Below are 23,915 nucleotides of genomic sequence, written 5' to 3'. Positions count from 1 at the left end.
TAATCGCGATGCTTTTCAGACTTTCAACACTTTCCCGCCAATGGCCACGGCCACCAGCAACACCGCCATCAATCCAAAAGCAAAACTCAAACTGCTGCCGTGGGCGATGAACCCTATCACCGCAGGCCCTGCCAGAATCCCCGCATAACCCAGCGTCGTAATGGCCGGTACGGCAACGCTTTCCGGCATCACCGTCTGTTTGCCCACGGCGGTGTACAGCACCGGTACGATGTTCGAACAACCAGCCCCCAGCAGCGCATAACCCACCAGCGCCAGCTCCCAGCTCGGTGCGAATGTCGCCAGAAACAGCCCCCCGGCGGCCGTCAGCCCACCGAACACGACCACTCGTGTTGCCCCGAGGCGGTGGACAATCGCGTCTCCAGTCAACCGGCCCACGGTCATGGTCAAGGCAAACGCGGCGTAGCCCAAACCTGCATACGCCGTGTCGATCCCGCGCTCCTGCGCCAGGAATACCGCACTCCAGTCGAGCGCCGCACCTTCGGCGAGGAACACGATGAAGCACATTCCGCCAATGAACAGCACGATGCCGTGGGGAACGGCAAACGCCGGCCCCGAACTTTCACTGCCATACGGCAACAAGTGCGGCGCGGCTTTGCACAGCGCGATCAGCAGCAGCACGACGACCACCAGCATCGCCCCCAGCGGCGAAACCCCAAAGCCGAGCAAGGCGCTGACGCCCGCTGCACCGACAATTCCGCCAAGGCTGAACAGCCCGTGGAAACCCGACATCATGGTCTTGCCGCTGGCCCGTTCGACGATCACCGCTTGCAGGTTCACCGTCGAATCCACCGTGCCCAGGCCCGCGCCGAACATGAACAACGCGGCTATCAGCGCCGGAATCGACGACACCGTCGCCAACAGCGGCAGCGCCGCACAGATCAACAAGGTTCCGCCGACCGCCACCCGCCGGCAGCCGAAACGCGTGGCCAGAATCCCGGCCATCGGCATCGCCAGAATCGAGCCCACCCCCAGGCACAACAACAGCAAACCGAGGGTTCCTTCATCCAGCCCGGCCCGCGCCTTGGCGTAAGGCACCAGCGGCGCCCACGCGGCAATCCCGAACCCTGCGATGAAAAAAGCCACGCGCGTGGACATCTGTTCCAGGCGTCCAGGCACGAAGGTGGTCTGGGTGTTGAGGTTGGTCATATCGATCCTTGGCAAAAAACGTCGCGTCCCCAAGGGACAGTGACGCACCGGTGAGGTTCGATCAGCGTCCGGACGGTTTCGCGTTCCGGCAGGGTGACATCCTTGCACAGCCAGTCGCGGTTTCGCGATATGTTGCACGCCTGCGAAGGTTATGCGGGAGGCGCCATGACGCCGTTCTACGATGCTCGAGGCAATATCTATGCGGTAGTGGCGCCTGACGCGGTGCGTCGCGAAGGGATCGATTTACCGGAACAGGCCGGTCTGGCGGCGCAAACCCGCGCGGCGTGGGCCATGTCGGCCATCGAGGCGTTCTGCGCCTGGGCGCCGGGCACGCAACCGGCCGGCAGCAAGGATCATCGCTGCGATGGACTGCTGGTGGGGCCGTTTCAATCAGCGCCGCCGTTCGATCTGTTGATCGTCAACACCGACGGGACTTTGGCTGAGCGCAGTGGCAACGGGCTGACGATTTTTTCCCGGGCGCTCAGTGATCAGGGGCTTTTTCCGGATAACGAGGCGTGTGTGCTCAGGGTTCATCACGACAAGGCCGATACGCCTTCACCGGGCGAAACGTCGGTGAGCGCCGCGCAGATCGAGGGCGTGCAGGGTTTCTGGCTGGATCTGGGCAAACCGGCGTTCGGGCCGGAGGCGGTCAGCGCTCACGGGGTTGAAGGGGTGACAATGAACGGTCGCGAACTCAGCCATGTACAACCGCTGTCGGCACTGGAACCGGCCTGGTCCCGCAGCCAGTTCGTGCGGGTCGGCAATCCGCACTGCGTGACGCTTGTGAACGATGCCGAAGCCTTGCCGGCCAATGAGCAGATGCGCGAAGCGAGATTGTCCGAAGGCTTGACGCAAATTGCCTACGCCGTGCCGATCGGAGCAGGGCGGCCGTGTCCGGTGGGTATCAATTTGCAATGGGCGATGCGCGAGTCAGAAGGGCGAGTTGTCGCTCGAGTGTTTGAACGTGGAGAAGGCCCGACCGCGTCGTCCGGCACCAGTGCCAGCGCGGTGGCGTGTGCGGCGTGGCGGGTGGGTTGGGTGGCGGCGGGTGAGGTAAACGTGGTGATGCCTGGTGGTACAGCGCCGGTTTTGCTGGAGGAAGAGCAGGGTGAATTGAGTCGGGTCAGCCTTTTTGGTACGGCGCGGTTGATGGGTTGAATTCGAGATTGCCTTCGCGGGCAAGCCTCGCTCCTACAAGGTCAGCGCAGAACCCGTAGGAGCGAGGCTAGCCCGCGAAGGCGTCAGCTCTGTCGACGCAACATTCAGCCCTGATCGCCAAAAAACTCCACCACCGGCATCTGCCGCTTCATCAACACCTTCCCACCGCGCACCGAATACAGCGGCAACCCCTGACTGCGGATCACCTCGTAATCGCTGTCCGCCGACAAAATCAGCAAATTCGCCGGCCGTCCGCGCTCAAGCCCATAACCCTCACCCAACGCCATGGCCCTGGCGCTGTTGTCGGTCACCAGGTCCAGCGCGCTTTGCAGGTTGCGATACCCCAGCATGTGACAAATGTGCAGACCCGCTTCGAGCACCCGTAAAATGTTGCCGTTGCCCAGCGGATACCACGGGTCGACGATCGAATCCTGGCCGAAACAGACGTTCATGCCTGCCTCGAGCAACTCATTCACCCGTGTCACGCCGCGGCGTTTCGGGAAGTTGTCGAAGCGCCCTTGCAGGTGAATGCTTTCGGTCGGGCAGGAGACAAAACTGATCCCCGAATGCCCGAGCAGGCGAAACAGTTTGGCGCAGTAAGCGTTGTCGTAAGAACCCATGGCCGTGGTGTGGCTGGCCGTGACCCGCGAACCCATGTCGCGGCTGCGGGCTTCCTCTGCCAGCACTTCGAGGAAGCGCGAATGGGGGTCGTCGGTTTCATCGCAATGCACGTCCACCAGGCAACCGGTGCGTTCGGCCAGGTCCATGAGGAATTTCACCGAGCTCACGCCCTGATCGCGGGTGTATTCGAAATGCGGAATCCCCCCGACCACGTCCGCGCCCATGCGGATCGCTTCTTCCATCAGCTCGCGACCGTTGCGGTATGACTCGATGCCTTCCTGCGGGAACGCGACGATTTGCATGTCGATCAAGTGCCGGCTTTCCTCGCGCACTTCGAGCATCGCCTTCAGCGCGGTGAGCTGCGGGTCGGTGACATCGACGTGGGTGCGCACATGCTGGATGCCGTGGGCTGCCAGGGTCTGGATGGTTTTCTTTGCCCGGGTCTTGGTGTCCTCTTCGGTGATCGTTACCTTGCGCTCGCCCCAGCATTCGATGCCTTCGAACAGCGTGCCACTCATGTTCCAGCGCGGTTCGCCGGCAGTCAGCGTGGCGTCGAGGTGGATGTGCGGTTCGACGAAGGGCGGCACCACCAGGTTGCCGCCGGCGTCCAGATCATCGGGGCCCAGGGTCGGCGCTTCGGTCTGACGGGCAATGTTGCTGATCAGGCCGTTTTCCAGGTGCAATTCATGCAGGCCTTCTTGGTTGCGCAGGCGGGCGTTGATGATGTGCATCAGGCGAATCCTTTAGAAGATCTTGTAGTAGTGCGTTGGCGCTAGGTGCGCCGAATACGCCCGTCAGTACCCTACGTTAGCGCGGCCGCGGCAATCGAGCATCGCCGGACGTGAATATTGACCACGGCAGCGATAGAAAAAGCCCGCCATTGATCGGCGGAACGGCTGAAGAAACACAATCCTTTGTAGGAGCCGGCTTGCTGGCGATAGCGGTATGACAGGCAACATGTGTGCCGAATGACACACCGCCATCGCCAGCAAGCTGGCTCCTACAAGGAATCGAGTGTTTTCAGGGGGATTCAGGCAGGAACCGAAGCAGCGCCGCAATGATGGACTCCGGTGCATCTTCCTGAACCAGATGCCCGGCATTGGGGATTGGGTGAAACTGCGCCCCCGGAATCATCTGCTGTAGTGCGCGGCCACGCTCGATGGGAATCCACTGGTCATCTTCACCCCAGAGAATCTGCACCGGGCAACGAACCGTCGGGTACAACCCTTCAACTTCGCGGGTATAGCGCTCATCCATTTGCGCGATCTGCCGGTAAAACCCCGCTTGCCCCGGATCGCCCAGCCACGGCTGGACGTAATGGGCGAGTTCCTCGTCGGGGATTTCCCGCTTGATCGCCCCGCGAATATAGGCCGGCACGATCGCCTGCTGAATGTAATCAGGCAGCCCGCTGAACGCCGCCTCATGCTGGCGCACATGCTGCACAAACGGCGAACCCCAGGGCGTCAGCGCCACCGGGTCGATCAGTGTCAGGCTGCGGTAATTCTTACCGTTCAGCAGATGCGTGCGCAGCACCGTGGCGCCGCCGAAATCGTGGGCCACCACATCGGGACACTCCAGGCCCCAATGTTCCAGCAGTTGCGCCAACAGCTCGTTCTGTACGCCAAGGGACACATCGCCCTCGATCTTTTCGGACAGCCCATAGCCCAGCAAGTCGAAGTAGTGCACCCGGTGCGACGTGATGAAGTGCGGCGCAATCCGGTGCCACACATAGGAAGAGAAGGGCGTGCCATGGACAAACACCAGTGGCGGGCCATCGCCCCGTACGGCGTAGCGAACGGAGTGCCCGTTGAAGCGAAAGGTCTGAGCCAGCGGCCAGTCAGTCATGGGTGCGTCCTCTTGGCGGGTGCAAGCCAAAAAGCATAGGCATAAAAAAACAGCCGATGAAGGCTAATGCCGATCAGGTAGGCGAAAGCTGCCCCCTGTAGGAGCGAGCTTGCTCGCGATGGACGTTAACGATAACGCGTATTTTCTGGATAAACGCGTCGCCTTGAAGTCCATCGCGAGCAAGCTCGCTCCTACAAATCTGCTTAACTGACCGGCATTAGCCGATGAAGGCTGTTTTTTACATCACTGACGAAACGCAGGTTCTTTGTGGGAGCAAGCAGGCTCACTCCCACAAGGAATTTGTGTTGTCTGGTTTACTCGCCGCGATAGATGCAACCGCTGGTGCACGTCTCGTGAATACGGATCGCGCTGAGTTCCGGCAGCAATGGCTTGAGTTCGGCCCAGATGAATTTGGCCAACACTTCACTGGTCGGATTCTCCAACCCCGGAATATCATTCAAATAGTTATGATCCAACCGCTCATACAACGGTTTGAAGATCGCCTTGATCTCCGAGAAGTCACGAATCCAGCCGGTATGCGGATCAAGATCGCCACTCAAATGAATCGCCACTTTGAACGAGTGACCGTGCAGGCGGCCGCACTTGTGGCCGTCCGGGACGTGGGGCAGGCGGTGGGCGGATTCGAAGGTAAACTCTTTGAAGATTTCCACAGTTTTTTCAGCTCTGTCAGGTGGCGATCGCCGCGGCGATGTGGGCAGGCGGCGAGTTTAACAGTTTGTCCTGACTAAAGGGTCAGCAAGCGCTCGCCAAGGCGACCGTTGGCGGCCAGTTCGAGAAATTCATCGCCCAGCCTGCGACTTTCATCCATCGTCGCACGCCAGTATTTCTGCCGGCTCGGCGCATCGCCCATGAAGCGCTTGAAGTCGTTACGGTCCGGCAGTTTGCCGTAGGGCAGGCGCGCCAGGTATTCCTTCGACGGTGCCAGCAAAAGGACATCTTGCAATCGAGCAGGGCAGGCGCGGCGCCACGGCAGGGTTTTGTCGAACCAGCCGGGGATCACCCGGTCGGTGAAGTGCGGATACAGCACGATGTCGTTGCCGCTGTAGGGCAAGTCGAGGTGATAGTCCAGCAGACCGCCATCGCGGAACGTTCCGGCGCCGGCGCCCGGCAGGTCGCGCACGCCTTCCATCACCATCGGGATCGAACCCGAGGCGAGCAAGGCCTGACGCAGGTTGCCGGCATTCAGCGCGACGAAGCGTGACGGGAAGTCGTTCAGCGCATGAACCGGTGGCGCCAGGCGCGGGTCGTGGATGATCAGCCGCTCGAAATGCCGCGACAGCCGCGCGCGACCGCGCAGGTTATCGGCAATCACCGACGACAGGCCCAGCCCGAGGCGACCGCGATGATCGTCCGCGAGCAGGCCGTGGCTTTTGACCACCATGATGTTCAGTCGGTAATTGGCGTTGCTCAGAATCGAGGCGTCGCGGCCGTCGAGCAGGTCATTGAGCATGCGCTGGGAGCTTTGGCTGATCTGCGCCATGGTCACGCCCTTGGCGAAATTCTGCTCGGTGTACAGGTGACCGAGACGGCGCAGGCCTTCGGCTGCATCCGGTAGACAAGCACTGGCAAAGCGCCAGGAGCCGACCGATGCGCCGATCAGCGACCGTTCACGCGGCGCGGCAGGCAGCCATTCGCCGAACAGCGCCAGGTCCAGACCTTGAATTCCCAACGCCTTTGGCCCGCCGGCGGCGCCGGGTAGCGTGCCGACATCGGCGGCGTTCAAACCGTTTTCACGAATGCGCGCGAAGGCTCGAGGGCCGGCCTTGAGGGTCAGGGAGGGGAATTTGATGTGGATGGCGGTCATACCGGTCTCGATGTCTGGCAAGCGGGGGATTATAGACAGTGTGGCTGCAGGGGGCGGCAATACCTCGCACTCGATGCCGCACCACGACTTTGTAGGAGCACGGCTTGCCGGCGAAGGCGATTTCAAGGACGCCTTCGCCGGCAAGCCGTGCTCCTACAGGTTTTGCGTATGTCGGCGATAGCGTGATGCCATCCTTGATGATGGCAATTCAGTTTCAATTAAGTTCGAATCGCTAAGGTGCCCCCCGTACGCAACACATAAAAAAATACGGAGACACCCCATGAAAACCCTGACTGCCCTGTTCACCGCCTCCATCATCGCCATGACCGCCAGCCTCGCCCACGCCCGTGACCTGGGCCCCGACGAAGCCCTGCGTCTGCGCGACGCTGGTACCATTGTGTCTTTCGAGAAGCTCAACGCCACGGCATTGGCCAAACACCCGGGCTCGACAGTCACCGAAACCGAGCTGGAAGAAGAGTACGGCAAGTACATCTATCAGGTGGAGCTGCGCGACCCACAAGGCATTGAGTGGGACCTGGAATTGGACGCTGTCAGCGGGCAGGTTCTCAAGGATCATCAGGATACGTAATGAAGGTGTGTTCATTTTCACGCATGGCGCTGGTGCTTCTGGCGTTTTGCTCGGTGGTCATGGCCCGCGACCTGGATCAGGACGAAGCCCTGCGCCTGCGTCAGCGGGGCGTGATCATGCCGCTCGAGCAGTTGTTGAAGCAGGCAATGGACCGCTATCCCGGGTCGAAACTGCTGGAAGCCGAGCTCGAAGAGAAACACGACGTCTACATTTATGAAGTCGAGTTGCTGACCACCGAGGGCGTGGTGCGTGAGCTGGACGTCGACGCCATCACTGGCCAGTTACTGAAAGACAAGGAAGATTGACCGATGCGATTGCTGCTGGTGGAAGACCACGTGCCCCTGGCCGACGAACTGATCGCCGGCCTCAACCGCCAGGGTTACGCCGTGGACTGGCTGGCCGATGGCCGTGACGCGGTGTATCAGGGCAGCAGCGAACCCTATGACCTGATCATCCTCGACCTGGGTTTGCCGGGTTTGCCGGGGCTCGACGTACTGGCGCAATGGCGCGCGGGCGGGCTGGCCACGCCGGTGCTGATCCTGACGGCGCGCGGCTCCTGGGCCGAACGGATCGAAGGCCTCAAGGCTGGCGCCGATGATTACCTGACCAAACCTTTCCATCCTGAAGAACTCCACTTGCGCATCCAGGCGCTCTTGCGCCGCTCCCACGGCAAGGTCAATCAGCCGACGCTGCAGTCGGCGGGATTACACCTGGACGAAGGCCGCCAGTGCGTGACCCGCGACGGCGCCGACATCCAGCTCACCGCCGCAGAATTCCGCCTGCTGCGTTATTTCATGTTGCACCCCGAGCAGATCCTCTCCAAAAGCCACCTTGCCGAACATCTCTACGACGGTGAAACCGAGCGCGATTCCAACGTGCTGGAAGTCCACGTCAATCACCTGCGACGCAAGCTCGGGCGCAGCGTGATCGAAACCCGTCGCGGTCAGGGTTATCTGTTTGGCGGTCAAGCGCAGTGAGGTCGATCCAGCGCCGCTTGAGCCTGGGGCTGATCAGCGTGATGGTGATCGTCGGCCTGGTGCTGGCGCAAACCAGTCTGTGGCTGTTCGAAGTGGGTTTGCAGCGCTACCTCGAGGCGGGACTGCGCAATGACAGCGAAGACTTGCTGGTGGCGCTGGTGCGTGGACCCCAGGGCTTGCAACTGGATGAGCGGCACCTGTCGCCGGCCTATCAGCGCCCGTTTTCCGGGCATTACTTCCGCATCGATTTTGCCGACAGCCATTGGCGCTCGCGTTCGTTGTGGGATCAGGAATTGCCGCGCCTCGACCATCCCGGCCTGCACAGCAACCTGCAACTTGGGCCGGAAGGCCAGCAATTGCTGGTCTTGCGTTCGGACTATCGCCGTTTGGGCCAGTCGATTTCCATCAGCGTCGCCCAGGACTACACACCGGTGCGCGACAGTTTCAAGCGCATGCAGCAAGTGGGTCTGGGCCTGGGGTTGGCGGGGCTGTTGCTGATTCTGCTGTTGCAGCGGATCACCGTACGCCGCGCCTTGCGCCCACTGGAAAGGGCCCGCGAGCAGATTGCCCAGTTGCAGCAGGGGCAGCGTTCGCAACTGGATGATCAGGCGCCGGTGGAGCTTGAACCGCTGGTGGCGCAGATCAACCATTTGCTGGCGCACACCGAAGATAGCCTCAAGCGTTCGCGCAACGCGCTGGGCAACCTCGGGCATGCCTTGAAAACCCCGCTGGCGGTGTTATTGAGCCTGGCGTCCAGCGAAAAACTCGATGCCCATCCCGAGCTGCGCAAGATCCTCAAGGCACAGCTGGAACAGGTTCAGCAGCGACTCAATCGCGAACTCAATCGCGCCCGGCTGTCCGGCGATGCGCTGCCGGGGGCGTTGTTTGATTGCGATGCGGAACTGCCGGGATTGCTCGCCACGTTGAACATGATCCACGGCGAACACCTTGAACTGAGCTATCGCGCACCGGCCGGCTTGCAGTTGCCGTGGGATCGCGAAGACTTGCTGGAACTGCTGGGCAACCTGCTGGACAACGCCTGCAAATGGGCGGATGCCGAGGCGCGGTTGAGCGTGGTCGAGACGGCTGAAGGATTTCAGTTAAGCGTGGAAGATGATGGGCCGGGGATTCCCGAGGACCAGCGCGATCAGGTGTTCAGCCGGGGGACGCGCCTGGATGAACAGACGGATGGGCATGGGTTGGGGCTGGGGATCGTGCGCGACATCGTTGACACGTGGGGCGGGGTGTTGCGGTTGCAGGAGAGCGAGTGGGGCGGGTTGAAGGTGGTAATAGAACTCCCCAAACGCTGACACCGATCCGAAGCCAACCAATAACCCTGTGGGAGCGGGCTTGTGTGGCGAGGGAGCTTGCTCCCGCTCGGCTGCGAAGCAGTCGCAAAACTTTTAGAGCCGCTTCGCGACCCAGCGGGAGCAAGCTCCCTCGCCACACAGGCTCGCTCCCACATTGGATTGGCGTTAAACCCGGAATTGATCCATCAAACTCTGCTGCTGATTCGCCAGGCTATTGAGTGACTGACTCACCCGCGCCGACTCATTCGCCTGCCCCGACAACGACTCGGTCACGTCCCGAATCGTCGCCACGTTGTTGTTGATCTCTTCCGCCACGGCGCTTTGTTCTTCCGCCGCCGACGCAATCTGCAAGTTCATGTCGCTGATCACCGTCACCGCGTCGCCAATCTGCCGCAACGCCGTGACCGCCTGGCTGACCTGCTCGACGCTGCCTTGGGCCTGACGATGGCTGTTGTTCATCGACCCCACCACATCCTGGGTGCCGCTCTGCAGCTGCTCGATCACCAGACGGGTTTCTTCAACCGACTCCTGGGTACGCCGCGCCAGGTTGCGCACCTCGTCGGCCACCACGGCAAAACCACGGCCGGCTTCACCGGCACGGGCGGCTTCGATGGCGGCGTTGAGGGCCAGCAGGTTGGTCTGTTCGGCGATGGCGCGAATCACTTCCAGCACCGAACCGATCTTCTCGCTGTTTGCTGCCAACCCTTCGACCTGCACCATGGCCGCGCTCATGTCGGCGGCGAGGTTGTCGATGCTGTTGGTGGTCTGGTCGATCACCGTCAATCCGCGGCGAGTGGCCTGATCCGCATCCTTGGCAGCCTGTGCCGCTTGCGCGGCGCTGCGGGCAACGTCCTGGGCGGTGGCACTCATTTCGTGGGAGGCGGTGGCAACCTGATCGACCTGGCGGTACTGCTGCTCCATGCCGGCGCTGGTTTGCGTGGCGATGGCGGAGGACTGATCCGCCGTGCTGCGGGCGTCCTGCACCGAGCGTTTCACTTCGGCGATGATCGGTTGCAGTTTGTCGAGGAAACGGTTGAACCAGCCAGCCAACTGGCCCAGTTCATCCTTTTTGTCGTAAGCCAGGCGCCGGGTCAGGTCGCCTTCACCGCTGGCGATGTCTTCGAGCATGTGCGCCACGCCGAGGATCGGTTTGGTCACGCTGCGTGCCATCAGCCACACCAGCAACAGGCCGATCAACGCCGCCAGCACACCGAGGCCGAGTTCGACCAAAGTGCCGGCGGTGTTGCTGTCGTCGAGTTGTTTCTTCAGCGCTTCGGCCGGGCCGATCAGGACTTTTTCCGGCACGTCGAGCAACACGCCCCACGACTTGCCACCGGGGATCGGCTGGAACGGCGACAGCACTTTCAACTGCCGGTTGCTGTGCAGGCTTGCGGTTTTGCTGCTGGTGGCGAGCAGGCGGATCAGTTCGGCGCCGCTGGTTTTGTCTACGGCATCCAGGCGCTGGCTGAGTTTGCTGGCGTCCGGGCTGTAGCCGGCGAGCAAACCGACCGGGCTGATAATGCTGACGTTGGTCTGGCCGTCATAAAGCTTTTTGCTCGCGCCCTGGCTGACCGCTTGCAGGCTGTTGAGGTTGATGTCCACCGACAGCGAAGCGATGACTTTGCCGTTGACCATCAGCGGGAACACGATGCTGGTCATCAGCACGTTCTGCCCGTCGATCACATAGAAGTAGGGTTCGATCACACAAGGTTTGAGCGAGGTGCGCGGGCACGTGAACCAGGCGTTGGCGGGCTCGCCGCTGGGACCTGTGCTGGTGTCGGCCATGTCCGTTTCGGGCAGCGCCATCGACGTCACCTTGCCGGGCGTCGGCTGCGACCAGTACAGCGCGAAACGGCCCTTGTCGTTACTGCCCAGTTCCGCCTGTCCAGCGAACAGTTCGTCCTTGCCGTCCAGCCCATTGGGCTCGAACACCAGGGACAGGCCGAGCAGTTCAGGGTTGGCTTGCAGCGCCAACTTGACCTGACGGGTCAGGTCTTCGCGCAGGTCGAAGGCATCGAGAAAGCGCTTTTCGGCCTGCTCACGCAGGAACAACACCTGACGTGAAAAGCCGTGGCCATATTGATAGGCATCCATGAACTGCTGGCGAATCCCCAGCGCCTGGTTTTCGCCCTGGGACTCGATCCGGGCCTGGGCGGCTTCGGTGAGCATCTCCATGCTCGAGGCTTTCACCAGCTCGGAGCTGTGCTCCATGCGATACAGCGAAAGACCTACCAGCAAGGTCACGATACCCGCCAGGCAAAGCCCGGCCAGCAGAGTGATTTTCCATTGAATGGAAAGTTGTCTGAGCGACATGGAGACGTCCTTATTCGATAAATATCTGAGACTTTGCACTGTAACGGCTGTGATTCGGCTTTCTTTATGCGGTACACCAAAGCTTTTGTGGCGAGAGTGTTTACCTGTGGCGAGGGGGCTTGCCCCCGTTGGGTTGCGAAGCGACCCCCTGCATTCTGTCAGTCGCACCACATAGTCAGGTTTTGCGACTGCTTCGCAGCCGAACGGGGGCAAGCCCCCTCGCCACAAGGTTCATCACAACCCGTTACACATCCGCTAGGCTCATGCGCTTTGACACCGGACCCACTCTGCGGCACAGTGCGCGCCCTCTAATAAAACCCATTCCTTATCCCGCTGGCGTCTCTTCGCAGACTGCCGGCCGGGCTCATTTCGCTTGCCTTGAGGTAACGATGATTAATGCTGTAATTGCCGCGGTCGGCGTCATGCTGGTGCTCAGCCTGTCCCGCGTGCACGTTGTGATCGCGCTGATTATCGGCGCGCTGGTGGGCGGCCTGACCGGTGGCCTGGGCATCGACGCCACCCTGAAAGCGTTCAACAGCGGCCTCGGCGGCGGGGCGACGGTGGCGTTGTCTTATGCCTTGCTCGGTGCCTTCGCGGTGGCGATTGCCAAGTCCGGCCTGGCCCATGCGCTGGCGGACAAGGCCCTGGCCATGGTCGATCGCCAGCACGCCAACGGTGGTGGTTCGGTCAAGTGGCTGTTGATCGGTTTGCTGTGGGTGGTGGCCATCGCTTCACAGAACATTCTGCCGATACATATCGCGTTTATTCCGTTGCTGGTGCCGCCACTGTTGTATGTGCTGACCAAACTGCAGCTGGATCGCCGCTTGATCGCCTGTGTCATGACCTTCGGCCTGATCACGCCGTACATGTTCCTGCCGGTGGGCTTCGGCAACATCTTCCTCAATGAAATCCTGCTGGCGAACGTGGCCCGCAGCGGCGTGGACATCAGCGGCATCAACGTTACCCATGCCATGGGCATTCCGGCGCTGGGCATGGTTGTGGGGCTGGCAGCAGCGTTTATCAGTTATCGCAAGAAACGCGTCTACGACCTGGAAAAGATCGAGCAGGTCGAGCAGGTCGCGGTGCAGTACAACCCGTTGAGCCTGATGGTCGCGGGTGTGGCCATTGCGGCGGCGTTCATCATTCAGCTGCTGCTGGATTCGATGATTATCGGTGCACTGGCAGGCTTCTTGATCTTCTCGGTGTCGGGCATCGTCAAGTGGCGCGACACCGACGACCTGTTCACCGAAGGCATGAAGATGATGGCGATGATCGGCTTCATCATGATCGCCGCCTCGGGGTTTGCCGAAGTGATGAAAGCCACCGGCCAGGTGCAGACGCTGGTTGAAGCGTCTGCGTCGTGGATCGGTCACAGCAAAGGCATCGGCGCGCTGTTGATGTTGCTGGTCGGTCTGCTGGTGACCATGGGCATCGGTTCGTCGTTTTCCACCGTGCCGATTCTGGCGGCGATTTTTGTGCCGCTGTGCGTGCAGCTGGGTTTCAGCCCGATCGCGATTGTGTGCATCGTTGGCACCGCCGGTGCCTTGGGCGATGCCGGTTCGCCGGCTTCGGACTCGACACTGGGCCCGACCTCCGGTCTGAACATCGACGGCCAGCATCACCACATCTGGGACACCGTGGTGCCGACCTTCCTGCATTACAACCTGCCGCTGCTGGCGTTTGGCTGGGTGGCCGCGATGGTCCTCTGATCTGCAAACCTGTAGGAGCACGGCTTGCCGGCGATGGCGTACCTGAGATCGCCATCGCCGGCAAGCCGTGCTCCTACAGTTTTTTGTTGGCGTGCCGTTAAAGCCTTTAACCACGCCAATAAAATAAAAAGAGTGAACCGTCATGCGCATGAGCCTGAAGGCTAAAGTCCTGTCCCTTGCCATCCTCCCGGTGTTGCTCTTTGCGCTGGTCATCAGTTTGACCACGTTGTTCGTTCTGCAGGAACAGGCCCACAAGGAAGTCGAGGAGACGCGCCAGCGCCTGCTCAGCGATGCCAAGGCCACTCTGCAAAGCTACGTGGCCGTGGCGATGACTACGATCAAACCGCTCTACGACGCTGCCGCCCCGGGTGACGACGCGGCGCGGGCCCAGGTGATCAAATTGCTGTCGAGCATCAGCTACGGCAAGGATGGCTACTTCTTCGGCTACGACTCCAACACCGTGCGCCTGTTCAAGGCCAACAGCCCTGAAGGCGTGGGCCAAAGTTTCAAGGACAACCGTGATCCGAACGGCGTCTACGTCAACCGCGATCTGGTGAAAGTCGCCAAGGACGGCACTCATTACCTGCAATACAGCTCGCCATTGCCCGGCAATACCAAGGTGCTGGTGCCGAAACTCGGTTACACCGAATACCTGCCGAAGTGGGACATGGCCGTCGGCACCTCGGTCAACCTCGACGGTATCGAAGCGCAGGTGGCGGTGGTCGAGGCCAAGGTTCAGGAGCGCATGGAAGGTGTGTTACTGAGCATCATCGGCATCGCCGTGGTGGTGCTGTTGGTGATCGCCGCCGCCGGAATGCTGTTGGCCAACACCATCCTGCGTCCGCTGAACCTGATGAAATCCAACCTTGATGACATCGCGGCGGGCGAGGGCGATCTGACGCGGCGCCTGACCATCACCAGCCAGGACGAGCTCGGCCAGCTCGCCGGTTCGTTCAACCGTTTTGTCGACAAGATCCACGGCCTGGTGCGCCAGATCACTGAAATGACCTCGCAACTGACCGGGCTGGTGAATCAGGTGTCCGATCAGGCCCACCGCTCTGATCAGGCGATGGAGCGTCAGCGTCACGAGACCGATCAGGTCGCCACGGCGATCAACCAGATGTCGGCAGCCGCGCAGGAAGTGGCCAAAAGTGCGCAAAACGCCGCCGTCGCCGCTCAGCAAACCGACGAAGAAGGCCAGGCCGCCAAGCGTGTGGTGGCCGGCAGCATCGTGAAGATTCATGCGTTGGTGGACGATATTCGCAGCAGCGGCGTGTCCCTCGACAGCCTGCAAAAGGACGTGTCGTCGATTGTCAGTGTGCTCGGGGTGATCCGTTCGATTGCCGATCAGACCAACCTGTTGGCGCTCAACGCCGCGATCGAAGCGGCCCGTGCCGGTGAAGCCGGTCGCGGTTTTGCGGTGGTGGCCGACGAAGTCCGCGCACTAGCCAGCCGCACGCAAATCAGCACCCAGGAAATCCAGGGCATGATTGATCGCTTGCAGGCCGGTACTCAATCGGCGGTGGAAGCGATGCGCCGTTCCAGCGAGGCCGGCGACGGCACGTCCGCACAGGCGAACGAAGCGGGCGCGTCCCTCGACACCATGGCCCAACTGATCGGCACCATCAACTCGATGAACGCGCAGATCGCCAGCGCCGCCGAAGAGCAGACCGCCGTGGCCGAAGAGATCAACCGCAGCGTGCATCAGATCGCGGTGGCCGTGGACAACGTGGCCGGCGAAACCCAACTCGGCGCCCAGACGTCCCGCAGCCTGGCGGATCTTGGTCAGCGTTTGGGCAGTCTGGTCGGACAGTTCCGTATCTGATTGATGATGCCTTTGTGGCGAGGGGGCTTGTGTGGCGAGGGGGCTTGTCGGAACGCCGCATCGCCCCGTTCGAGTGCGCAGCGCTCGCAAGATTTTGGGGCCGCTGCGCAGCCCAACGGGGGCAAGCCCCCTCGCCACAGTCCGTGTTCGACTTGGTCGCTACGGCCTGTCCCAATACGGCACCGGCCCAAAGCATTCAACAAAGAAATCAATCACCGTCCGCACCTTCACCGACAACCGTCGGCTGCCGGGCCAGAGCACGGCGATCTGTTGCGGCTCAAGGCTGTTGGACACCTGATAGTCCCCCAACACCGGCACCAGCGTGCCGTTGCGCACCGCTTCACCAATCAGCCATGACGGAAACATCACCAGCCCCAGACCTTGTTCAGCGGCCTGGGTGAGCGTGTCGGCGTGGTTGCCGGTAATCGGGCCTTTCACCGACCAGGGCGTCCAGTCCTGCTGACCCTGGCGGAAAAACCAGCGCTGCTGACCGGTCACACCTTTGTAGGCCAGGCATTGATGCGCCGCCAGGTCTTGGGGATGTTGCGGGGTGCCATGGCGTTTGAGGTAGGCCGGGCTCGCCGCGACCTGAAAGCGATGGGGCGCCAGAATGCGCGCCTGCATGCTCGAATCGTGCAGCGGGCCGATGCGGAACAACAGGTCGGCGCCTTCCTGCAGCGGGTCGATGTAGCTGTCGGTCTGTTGGATGTCCAGTTGCAGTTTCGGATAACGCTCACACAACCGCCCGAGCCACGGCGTCAGGTGCCGCTGCCCGAACACCACGGGGGCGTTGATCCGCACCAGTCCGCTGGGTTCGCTTTGTTGTTCCTGCAAGGCTTGCTCGGCTTCTTCCAGTTGCACCAGCACCAATCGCGCATGGTGGCCGAGCATTCGTCCGGCTTCGGTGGGCGAGACGGCGCGGGTGTGGCGGTAGAGCAATTGCTGGCTGAGGGCCTGTTCCATCAACTGGATCTGCCGGGAAATCGAGGAGGGCGCCAGGCCTTCGCGGCGGGCGACTTCGGAAAAGCTGCCGTGATCGAGCACCGCGACAAACAGCCGAAGCGCCTTGAATCCCAATTCGTTGAGGCCGTGCATGACGATTCCTGCTGTGCGAGTTGCGCAAAAGTGTTGTCAGTATGATCCCGTTTATCGCAAAGCAGCACCAACCGATAATGCGCGCCATCACCGTCCCCTGTAGGAGCGAAGCTTGCTCGCGAAGGCGTCGTGCCATTCGACATCTTCGGCGTCTGACCCGACGCCTTCGCGAGCAAGCTTTGCTCCTACAGGGGGGCGTGTTTTTCATTTGATAACGGGTAGGTTTTCCTTATGCAATCTTCTTCAATCGACGTCGCTGTAACGTCGGCGACCAAGCCTGGACTGCGGCTGCTGCTCTTGCCGCTGGTCATCCTCGCCGGCATGGGCCTTTCCGTAGAGGCCGGTCTGCTCGGCCCCCTCGGCGTCCAGGTCGGGCACTTGTGGGCGACGCTGAGCATCTTCGGCGTTGGCTCGGCGATTCTGTTCCTGCTGCTGTTGTTCAGCGGCCCGCAACAGGGGCCGGCCTTGAACGCGTTGCCGCGCTGGCAGTTGATCGGCGGTTTTCTCGGGCCGATGTACGTGGTGGTGCTGACCCTGGCCACACCGCACATCGGCATTGCGATGACGATGATCGCGATCCTGTCCGGGCAGGTCGGCAAAAGCGTGCTGATCGACCACTTCGGCTGGTTCGGCGCCACCCGCAAAAAGGTCAACGGTGAACGTTGGCTGGCCTTGCTGCTGATTGTCGCGGCACTTGTTCTGATTGCTCGGGGTTGATGATGAATCTGATTATTTTGTTGGCAGTAGTCGTGGCCGCCGGTGCGGTGTTGAGTGTGCAGGCGGCGATCAACGGACGTCTGGGCGAAACGGTTGGCGTGCTGCGCAGCAGTTTGCTGACGTTCGTGGTGGGCGCGGTGAGCACCGGGTTGCTGATCCTGTTTTTCGAACCGGCCCATGCCGTGAGCCTGCTGGAGGTGCCGAAATGGCAACTCAGCGGTGCGTTGTTCGGCGTGGTGTACATGATGGTCATGGTGGGTGCGGTGCCGCGGGTCGGCACGGCGGTCGCGACGGTAGCGGTGATCGTCGGGCAACTGGGCATGGGGATGCTGATCGATAACTTCGGCTGGCTGGCCAACCCGGCGATCGAGCTGTCGGGCAGCCGGGTATTGGCGATGGTGTTGCTCGGGTTGGCGTTGGTGTTCATGTATCGCAGCAGTACGCGGCAGGCCTGACGCCAGCTCCTACACTGGTGATACGGATCGTATTCGCGAGACCGGACGACCACCACCCATGGAGTCAGACTTATGATCGACAGTGAAAGTAAATGCGACTGCCCGAAATGCTCGTGCAAACTGGGCCAGCATCCGATCGCCCGCCACGGCAAACACTACTGTTGCGAAGCGTGCGCCAAGCACCACGAACACGGTGAAGAATGCGCAAGCAAAGGGTGCAAGTGCGCCCATGGCTGACTGTAGGAGCGAGCTTGCTCGCGATGGACGTTAACGATAACGCGTGTTTTCTGGTTAAACGCGCCGCCCGTGGGGCCATCGCGAGCAAGCTCGCTCCTACAGATACAGATACAGATACAGATACAGATACAGATACAGATACAGATACAGATACAGATACAGATACAGATACAGACGCACAGCTATCCCTGCTGAATCTTTCTCCCCTCAGTCAGTTCGCCGGCCGCCACGTGACGTTTTCCACACCGAATTTCTCCGCCATCGGCTTACTCGTCTTCTGCACCTTTTCCCGGCCAAAGCGCGGGATCCGACCCACGCCGGCGTCGCAGCTCGCCCAATGCCAGGCCTCCGCATTATCCATCTTGTCCAGGCGGATAATGAAAGACTTGGGGGCGCCATGAAGGGTGTATTCAATGACGAAAAGTTTTGCGTTGTTCATAAAGCCCGTATTCCTCCCTGTGGTAATAGAAAGATCGTCGGGGCTGCGGAAAATTCAGTCGGATTGTCAGACGGCGGCCGCCAGTGGCGACAAGGCGTGCGGCTGGTTACCATGCATTCTCCGAAAACCCCAATGATTGCTGCCCATGGCCCTTGCCGCGCCCCCCGACCTGAGTGACACCGATGTGCCCGTGCAACCGCTGGCGCGCACCTACCCGCGCGGGTTGTATATCGAGCCTCACGAGCATGTGTGGGGCCAGTTGTTGTATGCGATGAGCGGGGTGATGTGGGTCGAAACGCCTCACGAAGCGCTGGTGGTGCCGCCGCAACGGGCGGTGTGGCTGCCGCCGGGCGTACCCCACGGAATCCGTGTGGTTTCGGACCTGCAGATGCGCAACATCTACCTGCGGCCCTTGTTGGCAGCGACGCTGGACGCCACGGTTCAGGTGATCGAAGTGGGCGGGTTGCTGCGTGAGTTGATAATCGGCCTGGTGGAGCAGGGTGACGACGGCGCGCCGGAGTATTACGAAGCGCTGGTGGGGCTGGCGCTGCTGGAACTCAAACGTGCCCGGCGCTCGCTGCTGAAAATCCCCTTGCCGGACGATTCCGACCGGCGCCTGATGAACCTGTGTCAGGCGGTCATGGCTGCGCCGTCGCTGGACATTTCCTTCGAACAACACGCCGAAAACGCCGGGGCCAGCGTGCGTACTCTGGCGCGGCTGTTCAAGGACGGCCTGGGCATGGGCTTCGCTGAGTGGCGACGGCAAGTGCAACTGGCGACGGCGGCGGCCGAGTTGATTCAGGGCGTGGCCGTCAGCACGATTGCCCGGGAGCTTGGCTATTCGCCGAGCAGCTTCAGCGACATGTTCCGTCGGGAGCTGGGTGTCGCGCCGTCGCAGTTCTGCACGACCCTGTAGGAGTGAGCTTGCTCGCGATGGACGTTAACGATAACGCGTGTTCCTGGGTGAACGCGGCGTTCCATAGCCCATCGCGAGCAAGCTCGCTCCTACAGGGTATTAGGTGTTTTGGCCGAAATTCAGAAGCACTTGGCCGATGCTCGCCGTTGCCGGCCATTAGACTTTGGGCATACCTCAATTGCCCACGGAGTCTTGCCATGAGCTACCTCATCTCGCTGGTCATCGGTCTGGGCGTCGGTTTGCTCTACGGCGCACTGGATTTTCGTTCCCCCGCACCCCCGGCCATCGCGCTGGTGGGCCTGCTGGGCATGCTCGCCGGTGAAAAATTGTGGCCGATGGGCCGACAACTGGTCACTGGCTGGATCTCCTGAATCTCTTCCCTCTGTTCGATGGACATTCCCATGAAAGCATTGCAGTTCGATAAAACCGGCGACCTCTCGGCCCTGCGCTATGTAGAGGTGCCGACCCCCGTTCCCGGCGCCGATGAAGTGCTGGTGCAGATCAAGGCCGCCGGCCTCAATCCCAGCGATGTGAAGAACGTGCTGGGGCGGTTTCCCTACACCACGTTGCCGCGGATTCCTGGTCGTGATTTCGCAGGCATCGTGGTTGAAGGTCCGCAGGCATTGATCGGGCAGGAGGTCTGGGGCACCGGCCGGGAACTGGGCTTTTTCGCCGACGGCTCCCATGCGCAATTCGTCAAACTGCCGGCCAACGGCGTGGCACTCAAGCCGACTCACTTGAGCTTCGCGCAGGCCGCCAGCCTCGGCGTGCCTTACACCACGGCGTGGGATGCACTGGAGCGCAGCCTGGTGACGGCGCAGACGCGGTTGCTGGTGATCGGCGGCGGCGCGGTCGGCAGTGCGGCGCTGGCGCTGGCCAAGGTTCGTGGCGCTCAGGTGCTGGCGGCGGCGCGGCGGCCGGAGCAGGTGAAGGACTTGCAGGATCAGGGCTATCAGACGCTGCAACTGGATAAACCCGAAGAGCTGGGCGCACAGGTGAATGCAGTCTATGCCGGCGGCGCTGACGTGATTTTCGACACCACCGGGTTCTGGCTGCCGGCTTCGGTCGCCGCGTTGGCACCGTTCGGCCGCATCGCGATCATCGCCGCGCCGGTGGATGGACTGGTGCAATTGCCGGCCCTGGCGTTGTATCGCAAGGGCGGATCGGTGGTGGGGATCAACTCGCTGCTGTACGGGGTGCAGGCGTGCGCGGCGATGCTCGATCAGTTCGGCCGGTTCTTCGATCAGGACCTGTTGCCGTTGCCGCAAGGGTTGTTTGAATCGCCGTTGGCCGAAGGGCTGGAGCGCTATGCCGAAGTGAATCAGGGCAGTGGCGACAAGGTAATCTTGCTGCCTTAACTCAGTTCCTGTGGGAGCTAGCCTGCTAGCGATGGGGTGTCAGTCGACATCAATGTAGCTGATACACCATCGCTAGCAGGCTAGCTCCCACAGGGTTTTATGTTGTTCGTTAAAGCCCCTCAAAATGACCTTGCTGTAGACTCATCCGCACCGACTTCACGAGATGCCCCCCATGAGCGAGCCGATCCGTCTGACCCAGTACAGCCACGGCGCAGGCTGTGGCTGCAAGATTTCCCCTCAGGTGCTGGAAGTGATTCTGGCCGGCAGCGGGGCGCAGAACCTTGACCCTAGACTCTGGGTCGGCAATGCCTCGCGCGATGACGCGGCGGTGTATGCCATCGATGAAGAACGCGGCGTGGTCTCGACCACCGATTTCTTTATGCCCATCGTCGACGACCCGTTCGATTTCGGCCGCATCGCCGCCACCAATGCCATCAGCGACATCTACGCCATGGGCGGCGATCCGTTGATGGCCATCGCAATCCTCGGCTGGCCGGTGAATGTGCTGGCGCCGGAGATTGCCCGGGAAGTGATTCGCGGCGGGCGTTCGGTGTGCGATGAAGCCGGGATCCCGTTGGCGGGCGGGCACTCCATCGATGCGCCGGAGCCGATCTTCGGCCTGGCCGTCACGGGGCTGGTGGAAAAGCGCCACATGAAGCGCAATGACACGGCCACCGCCGGTTGCCTGCTCTACCTCACCAAACCCTTGGGCATCGGCATCCTCACCACTGCCGAGAAGAAGGGCAAGTTACGCCACGCCGACATCGGCCTGGCCCGCGACTGGATGTGTACCCTGAACAAACCCGGCAGCCGTTTCGGCAAGCTCGACGGCATCACCGCGATGACCGATGTCACCGGTTTTGGCCTGCTCGGGCACCTGGTGGAAATGGCCGATGGCAGCCACGTGACGGCGCGCATCGAATACGACCGCGTGCCGCGTCTGCCGGGCGTCGAGTATTACCTCGACCAGGGTTGCGTGCCGGGCGGGACGCTGCGCAATTTCGACAGCTACGCGAGCAAACTCGGGCGACTGCAGGAGATGCACAAACGCGTGCTCTGCGATCCGCAAACCAGTGGTGGTCTGCTGGTGGCGGTCACCCCCGAAGGCAACGAACAATTCCTCAGCGTCGCTGCCGAACTGGGCCTGACCCTTGCGCCGATCGGTGAACTGGTCGAGCGACAGACGAACGCGGTCGAGGTGTTCTGATGGCCAGCGACTTCACCGATTACCGCGACATTTTCCTCAATGACCGGCCGATGATGGATGTCCGCGCGCCGGTCGAATTCATCAAAGGTTCCTTCCCCGGTGTGATCAGTCTGCCGCTGATGAACGACAGCGAGCGGCAACGGGTCGGCACCTGCTACAAGCAACACGGTCAGCAGGCGGCCATTACGTTGGGGCATCAGTTGGTGTCTGGCGAGATCAAGGCTGGGCGTATTCAAGCCTGGGCCGATTTTGCCCGGGATCATCCCGAGGGGCTTTTGTATTGTTTTCGCGGTGGCTTGCGTTCGCAGATCGTCCAGCAATGGCTCAAGAGCGAGGCCGGTATCGATTGTCCGCGGGTCGGTGGCGGCTACAAGGCCATGCGTGGCTTCCTGTTGGGGACGATGGATCAGGCGATGGCTCAATGTGATTTTGTCCTGCTGGGCGGCATGACCGGCACCGGCAAGACCGAAGTGCTCACGCAACTGCGCAATGGCCTGGACCTTGAAGGCCACGCCAACCATCGCGGCTCCAGTTTCGGCAAGCGCGCCACGGGCCAGCCGTCCAACATCGATTTTGAAAACCGCCTGGCCGTGGACGTGCTGAAGAAGCGCAGTCGCGGTATCGAGCAGTTTGTGCTGGAAGACGAAAGCCGCGCGATCGGCAGTTGCGCGCTGCCGTTGCCGCTGTATCAAGGCATGCAGCAATTTCCGATGGTCTGGCTCGAAGACAGCCTTGAAGGACGGGTTGAACGCATCCTGCGTGATTACGTGGTGGACTTGTCTGCCGAGTTCATCGGCGTGCATGGCGACGAAGGTTTTGCATTGTTTTCCGAGCGTCTGCTGGAGAGCTTGAACAACGTTCAGAAGCGTCTGGGCGGTGAACGGCACCGGCGGATGTTGATCCTGATGGAGGATGCGCTGGCGGAGCAGGCGCGCAGCGGGGCGGTGGATTTGCACCGGGGCTGGATCGAAGGGTTACTGCGTGAGTATTACGACCCGATGTATGCGTTTCAGCGGGAGAAGAAGGGGGCGCGGATCGAGTTTGCCGGGGAGCGGGGGGCGGTTATCGAGTATCTACGGGAGCGGGGCAGTCTGTGAGGGTGATGGTGTTTTTGCCGGCCCCTTCGCGGGCAAGCCCAGCTCCTACAGGTTTCGCGTCGCTCACAAAACTGGCGAACGACGCAATACCTGTAGGAGCAAGGCTTGCCCGCGAAGAGGCCCTGACAGCCGCTACAAGATTTGAACCATCACCCCTCAAGTCGGGCAGGTTTGCTGACCGTTATCCAGCCCTTGCTTGTAACTGTGGCTCTGCAGACTGGCCTTGCCGTTGTGCCACGTCAGGGTCAGCACGAACAGCGAGTCGTAGTCGCTGGACTCCCAGTCTTCAGTGATCTTCTGTTTCTTGCCGACGGCTTCGCCGGCGACCTTGTTGATCAGTTCGGGCAGGTAGCCGTGGGACCAGGCGGTGTAGATCACCGCGTTGTGATACTTGTCGTGGAGCAGCTCAGCGGCCAGGTCGCTGGTGTCGTTGGCCGAGAAGTTGATGTTCACCGGCAAACCGAGCTTGATCGCGCTGGGGCTGATGGTCATCAGAGGACGAATGTAACTGTAGGAATTGTCCAGTTCGCCTTCCTCGACATTGCGCGTCGGGTTGGCCGCAAACACGTAATTGGCCTTGCCGAATTTTTCCGGGAGCAAGGTCGCCAGATCGATAGCGCGGTTCAGGCCCTGGCAATTGAGCTGGCCCAGGCCGCCGGCAGGTTTCTCGGCGTGACGGAGGAAAACCAGAGTCTGGGTGCCGTCAACCGGTTGGGCGCGGCTTTCGCTGGATTCCAGTGACAGGAAGAGCGCACTGGCCGCCAACAGGGAAGGCAGCACGACATACGCGCGATGCTTGAAGCGTTGGACGAATTTCAGAAGGTTCATCATGGCATTAGGGAATCTTCAGCGCATTCGGTTAAGGCTGACAAACCTTTACACCCCGCGCTCCCAGCGTCGGGTGTTTTCCATGTCGTTGAACCGGTCCGTTTCCGAAAGGGCAACACTCAGAGTCCACTGAAGCCCGTTCGTTCGATTCCGGCGGAGTGCGCAGCAATCCACCGATAACCCTGAACGGGTTGAAGCAAAGGTTACCGGCGGGATGTTGCGGATTT

The 23,915-nt window shown here is 61.3% G+C and carries 24 protein-coding genes and 1 pseudogene; 15 read left to right on the top strand and 10 right to left on the bottom strand.

Annotated features, from left to right (window positions below):
* Positions 1-15: 15 nt before the first annotated feature.
* Positions 16-1,167, bottom strand: coding sequence for an MFS transporter (locus ACA066_RS19845; protein ID WP_214377432.1), 1,152 nt, complete (start codon positions 1,165-1,167; stop codon positions 16-18).
* A 165-nt stretch (positions 1,168-1,332) separates the two neighbouring features.
* On the opposite strand from ACA066_RS19845, the gene ACA066_RS19840 reads away from it, so the two are divergent.
* A complete protein-coding gene (locus ACA066_RS19840; RefSeq protein WP_497696296.1) occupies positions 1,333-2,325 on the top strand; it encodes a diaminopimelate epimerase in 993 nt (330 codons plus the stop codon).
* A 104-nt stretch (positions 2,326-2,429) separates the two neighbouring features.
* Here ACA066_RS19840 and codA read toward each other — a convergent pair whose 3' ends face one another.
* From codA to ACA066_RS19820, 4 genes are all read right to left on the bottom strand, one after another.
* Positions 2,430-3,677, bottom strand: coding sequence for a cytosine deaminase (gene codA / locus ACA066_RS19835; RefSeq protein WP_497696295.1), 1,248 nt, complete (start codon positions 3,675-3,677; stop codon positions 2,430-2,432).
* Positions 3,678-3,966: 289 nt separating this feature from the next.
* A complete protein-coding gene (locus ACA066_RS19830) occupies positions 3,967-4,791 on the bottom strand; it encodes an alpha/beta fold hydrolase (protein ID WP_497696294.1) in 825 nt (274 codons plus the stop codon).
* A gap of 314 nt (positions 4,792-5,105) precedes the next feature.
* The gene (gene queD / locus ACA066_RS19825; protein ID WP_008056290.1) at positions 5,106-5,462 is read right to left on the bottom strand and encodes a 6-carboxytetrahydropterin synthase QueD; all 357 of its coding nucleotides are present in this window, start codon (positions 5,460-5,462) and stop codon (positions 5,106-5,108) included.
* Positions 5,463-5,536: 74 nt separating this feature from the next.
* The gene (locus ACA066_RS19820; protein ID WP_497696293.1) at positions 5,537-6,616 is read right to left on the bottom strand and encodes a patatin-like phospholipase family protein; all 1,080 of its coding nucleotides are present in this window, start codon (positions 6,614-6,616) and stop codon (positions 5,537-5,539) included.
* A 280-nt stretch (positions 6,617-6,896) separates the two neighbouring features.
* Between ACA066_RS19820 and ACA066_RS19815 the strand changes: the two genes are divergently transcribed.
* The 4 genes from ACA066_RS19815 to ACA066_RS19800 are packed head-to-tail and all read left to right on the top strand — an operon-like array spanning position 6,897 to position 9,492.
* Positions 6,897-7,205: a PepSY domain-containing protein gene (locus ACA066_RS19815; protein ID WP_150634248.1), complete on the top strand. Its 309-nt coding sequence runs from the start codon at positions 6,897-6,899 to the stop codon at positions 7,203-7,205.
* Positions 7,205-7,510, top strand: a complete 306-nt coding sequence (locus tag ACA066_RS19810; protein WP_414883232.1) for a PepSY domain-containing protein — start codon at positions 7,205-7,207, stop codon at positions 7,508-7,510. The genes ACA066_RS19815 and ACA066_RS19810 overlap by 1 nt, the downstream gene beginning before the upstream one ends.
* Before the next feature lie 3 nt (positions 7,511-7,513).
* Complete coding sequence (locus tag ACA066_RS19805) at positions 7,514-8,182, top strand: response regulator transcription factor (RefSeq protein WP_017339720.1); 669 nt, start codon at positions 7,514-7,516, stop codon at positions 8,180-8,182.
* Entirely contained in the window at positions 8,179-9,492 is a 1,314-nt protein-coding gene (locus ACA066_RS19800; RefSeq protein ID WP_497696292.1) for a sensor histidine kinase, read from the top strand. The genes ACA066_RS19805 and ACA066_RS19800 overlap by 4 nt, the downstream gene beginning before the upstream one ends.
* A 165-nt stretch (positions 9,493-9,657) precedes the next feature.
* Here the strand turns inward: ACA066_RS19800 and ACA066_RS19795 are convergent, their stop codons facing one another.
* A complete protein-coding gene (locus tag ACA066_RS19795; RefSeq protein ID WP_497699922.1) occupies positions 9,658-10,413 on the bottom strand; it encodes a methyl-accepting chemotaxis protein in 756 nt (251 codons plus the stop codon).
* A gap of 102 nt (positions 10,414-10,515) precedes the next feature.
* Positions 10,516-10,662: pseudogene (locus ACA066_RS19790) on the bottom strand (HAMP domain-containing protein); the annotation flags it as partial.
* Positions 10,663-12,197: 1,535 nt separating this feature from the next.
* On the opposite strand from ACA066_RS19790, the gene ACA066_RS19785 reads away from it, so the two are divergent.
* Entirely contained in the window at positions 12,198-13,514 is a 1,317-nt protein-coding gene (locus tag ACA066_RS19785) for a Na+/H+ antiporter family protein (protein WP_497699921.1), read from the top strand.
* A 142-nt stretch (positions 13,515-13,656) separates the two neighbouring features.
* Entirely contained in the window at positions 13,657-15,339 is a 1,683-nt protein-coding gene (gene ctpM, locus ACA066_RS19780; protein ID WP_497696291.1) for a methyl-accepting chemotaxis protein CtpM, read from the top strand.
* A gap of 159 nt (positions 15,340-15,498) precedes the next feature.
* Here the strand turns inward: ctpM and ACA066_RS19775 are convergent, their stop codons facing one another.
* A complete protein-coding gene (locus tag ACA066_RS19775; protein WP_497696290.1) occupies positions 15,499-16,434 on the bottom strand; it encodes a LysR family transcriptional regulator in 936 nt (311 codons plus the stop codon).
* Between the two features lie 231 nt (positions 16,435-16,665).
* Here ACA066_RS19775 and ACA066_RS19770 point away from each other — a divergent pair, with 231 nt between their 5' ends.
* The 3 genes from ACA066_RS19770 to ACA066_RS19760 all read left to right on the top strand — a co-directional run bounded on the left by ACA066_RS19770 (position 16,666) and on the right by ACA066_RS19760 (position 17,843).
* A complete protein-coding gene (locus tag ACA066_RS19770) occupies positions 16,666-17,151 on the top strand; it encodes a DMT family transporter (protein ID WP_497696289.1) in 486 nt (161 codons plus the stop codon).
* Entirely contained in the window at positions 17,151-17,606 is a 456-nt protein-coding gene (locus ACA066_RS19765) for a DMT family transporter (RefSeq protein WP_497696288.1), read from the top strand. Before ACA066_RS19770 ends, ACA066_RS19765 begins: the two co-directional genes overlap by 1 nt.
* A gap of 72 nt (positions 17,607-17,678) precedes the next feature.
* Positions 17,679-17,843: a metallothionein gene (locus ACA066_RS19760; RefSeq protein ID WP_084323222.1), complete on the top strand. Its 165-nt coding sequence runs from the start codon at positions 17,679-17,681 to the stop codon at positions 17,841-17,843.
* 211 nt (positions 17,844-18,054) lie between these two features.
* Here the strand turns inward: ACA066_RS19760 and ACA066_RS19755 are convergent, their stop codons facing one another.
* Positions 18,055-18,282, bottom strand: coding sequence for a DUF6555 family protein (locus ACA066_RS19755; protein WP_059405408.1), 228 nt, complete (start codon positions 18,280-18,282; stop codon positions 18,055-18,057).
* A 145-nt stretch (positions 18,283-18,427) separates the two neighbouring features.
* Between ACA066_RS19755 and ACA066_RS19750 the strand changes: the two genes are divergently transcribed.
* The 5 genes from ACA066_RS19750 (at position 18,428) to mnmH (ending at position 22,860) form a co-directional block, all read left to right on the top strand.
* Positions 18,428-19,198: an AraC family transcriptional regulator gene (locus tag ACA066_RS19750; protein ID WP_497696287.1), complete on the top strand. Its 771-nt coding sequence runs from the start codon at positions 18,428-18,430 to the stop codon at positions 19,196-19,198.
* 197 nt (positions 19,199-19,395) lie between these two features.
* Positions 19,396-19,569, top strand: coding sequence for a DUF1427 family protein (locus tag ACA066_RS19745; RefSeq protein ID WP_008035179.1), 174 nt, complete (start codon positions 19,396-19,398; stop codon positions 19,567-19,569).
* A gap of 30 nt (positions 19,570-19,599) precedes the next feature.
* Positions 19,600-20,556 carry a quinone oxidoreductase family protein gene (locus ACA066_RS19740; RefSeq protein ID WP_497696286.1) on the top strand — a complete coding sequence of 319 codons (957 nt, stop codon included), beginning with the start codon at positions 19,600-19,602 and terminating at the stop codon, positions 20,554-20,556.
* Between the two features lie 172 nt (positions 20,557-20,728).
* Positions 20,729-21,763 (top strand): selenide, water dikinase SelD, encoded by a 1,035-nt coding sequence (selD, locus tag ACA066_RS19735; protein WP_497696285.1) that lies wholly within the window; start codon positions 20,729-20,731, stop codon positions 21,761-21,763.
* Complete coding sequence (mnmH, locus tag ACA066_RS19730) at positions 21,763-22,860, top strand: tRNA 2-selenouridine(34) synthase MnmH (RefSeq protein WP_497696284.1); 1,098 nt, start codon at positions 21,763-21,765, stop codon at positions 22,858-22,860. Before selD ends, mnmH begins: the two co-directional genes overlap by 1 nt.
* A gap of 156 nt (positions 22,861-23,016) precedes the next feature.
* Here the strand turns inward: mnmH and ACA066_RS19725 are convergent, their stop codons facing one another.
* Entirely contained in the window at positions 23,017-23,691 is a 675-nt protein-coding gene (locus ACA066_RS19725; protein WP_497696283.1) for a histidine phosphatase family protein, read from the bottom strand.
* Between the last annotated feature and the right edge of the window lie 224 nt (positions 23,692-23,915).

Source organism: Pseudomonas sp. LBUM1651, assembly GCF_059716135.1.
This window is presented reverse-complemented; position numbering and strand designations above follow the sequence as displayed.